Genomic DNA, 2,096 nt, shown 5'->3' with positions numbered 1-2,096 from the left:
GCTTAAAGATCGGCTTGATTTAGTAGCTCAAATGGAGAGTTCGACGCATGAACAGCTCCGAAATGTTTTCAAAGAGGAGCTTGATGCACTGAATGTGATCCAATCCAATCAAAAGCTTTTCGTATCGAAAATCGAGGCTCTTTTGGTACAGCAACAAAGTGCGATGGAAAAATTTGAAGAGTTCACCCTCTCAGAACTCCCGAGTTTGGACAATGTGGTGCATCGTCATATCGATTTGCTTCGTGTCGCGGAACAAGATCATTTCAATCAGCTCAAAAATGTGGTTCGTCTCAGCTGTGATGAACAAAAAGAGGCACATAACCAGATGAATGAACTTCGTGAAACAGTGCTCAAAATCGCTTCTCATCAAACTCCGGATCATACCATCGTCATTTTGCAAAAAGAGCTTGATCGAATCGTTCATGATTTCGCACGCCATATAGAAATATTGGGAGTAAAAAGCGAAGCGATCCTCTCTACGTTACAAGAGAATGATAGCATACTCAAAAACTCGCGTGAAGAGAGTGAGATGATTATGCGTCAAATGGTTCTCTCCTCCAAACAGATGAAAGAGATGTCTCTGCACTCGAAAGAACTTACCGAATCATTCAGACCGCTATCGCATCTTTTTCTTTCGGCAGAAACATTGCATACTGAGTTTATGAATGCACGCGGAAGATTGAGTGAATTGATCGTTACACTTGAATCGTATGAACGCCACGAATATCGTGCAATTCGCCAAAGTTTGGAAGAAATCGCGGCAAAAGCAACTGCTCAGATGGAACTTTTTGTTCAAAACATCCAAAAGCACGAGAAACTTCCTCTCATTGAAACAAAAGATGTACAAGAATTAGCGAGTAAAGTGAAACTTCAAAAAAGCTATTTGGGAGAAAACCAAGAATAAAGACTTTATAATGCTGTAAAAATAGAGGTTTTAGTCAATGATAGAATTTTATGAGCTTTTAGATGATGAAAATGTACCGTACCGCTGTGATGTAGAACTCGACCTCATCGAAGAATCCCCCCAAGAAGAGCGACCTTGGTTATTATGGCTTTTTGTAAAAGCAGAGTCAGTTACCGAGAGTTTAGAGGCTTTTACGCGTGATCTGATTTTAGCTCTTACTACCTCTGTCGATGCCGTGTTCGCAGGGAGAGTGATGAAAGAGGGGTGGGCAGAGTTTTATTTCTACGCCCCGCACTCCAAACGATTTGAAAACATTAGTTCAGATGTCATGAACCAACACGGAGGCTATGTGTATGAACGTGGCTCTTCCAGAGACAGTAAATGGGAGATGTACAACGATAATCTCTATCCAGATGCTTATGGATTGCTCAGTATCCAAAATCGCCATACGATTGCGGCATTACTCGAAGCGGGCGATGATCTAACACTCCCTAGAGAAGTAGAACACTATCTCTTTTTCCAAACCAAAACATCGATGGAACGTGCCGTATCCCAACTCGCTTCACACGGATATGAGGCAAAAGAGTATGTCAATGATGATGAAAGCGATTATGGCTACGGAGTAGTTCTCGTAAAAACAGAAGCGATCACTCAGGAGGTCATCGAAGAGACGACCACTTCACTCTATGAATCCGCGATCCAAGAACACGGTATCTATGAGGGGTGGAGCACTGTGTTAGGGGCAGAAGCGTAATGCCACTAAACAAACCAAAATACACTCTTTTCAAAAACACCCGCTATGCCTTAAACGGTTTGATCGAAGTGACGAAAAATGAGAAATCGTTTCGTCTTCAAATCCTCCTATTTGTCGCAGGGATGATTAGCGCATGGCTGTTGCCGATCTCTTTTGTCCAAAGTTCGATTTTATCTGTCACTTTGTTTATTCCGCTTATGGCGGAGATGATCAACAGTGCCGTTGAACGTACGGTTGATTTGGTCACATTCGACCACCATGAACTCGCCAAACGGGCAAAAGATGCCGGAGCGGCGTTGGTATTTCTATCCTTAACAATGCTAGCGTTAATCTGGGGATTAGTCCTCTATAGTGTATTTTGTCTGTAACGTTTTCGTAAGAGAGTTTAGCTTATAATTTCCATTATATTTTTATCAGAGGTTTTACTATGGCAACTGC

General features: G+C 42.1%; 3 protein-coding genes. All 3 read left to right on the top strand.

The annotated features are described in order from the left end of the window. Positions 1-904 (top strand): hypothetical protein (locus WA010_RS10915; RefSeq protein ID WP_422557145.1); only part of this gene is annotated, 904 nt, incomplete at its 5' end. 37 nt (positions 905-941) lie between these two features. Continuing rightward, positions 942-1,658, top strand: coding sequence for a DUF695 domain-containing protein (locus WA010_RS10910; RefSeq protein ID WP_422557144.1), 717 nt, complete (start codon positions 942-944; stop codon positions 1,656-1,658). Beyond that, a complete protein-coding gene (locus WA010_RS10905; RefSeq protein WP_422557143.1) occupies positions 1,658-2,026 on the top strand; it encodes a diacylglycerol kinase in 369 nt (122 codons plus the stop codon). Before WA010_RS10910 ends, WA010_RS10905 begins: the two co-directional genes overlap by 1 nt. Positions 2,027-2,096 lie beyond the last annotated feature (70 nt).

The sequence above is a fragment of the Sulfuricurvum sp. genome, from assembly GCF_049305995.1.
GTDB lineage: Bacteria > Campylobacterota > Campylobacteria > Campylobacterales > Sulfurimonadaceae > Sulfuricurvum.
Note: the sequence above shows the minus strand (reverse complement) of the source record. Positions and strands in the feature narration are given on the sequence as shown.

Coding starts and splice junctions, on each gene's coding strand:
- WA010_RS10905 (WP_422557143.1), top strand. CDS start 1,658: ATGCCACTAAACAAACCAAAATACACTCTTTTCAAAAACACCCGCTAT.
- WA010_RS10910 (WP_422557144.1), top strand. CDS start 942: ATGATAGAATTTTATGAGCTTTTAGATGATGAAAATGTACCGTACCGC.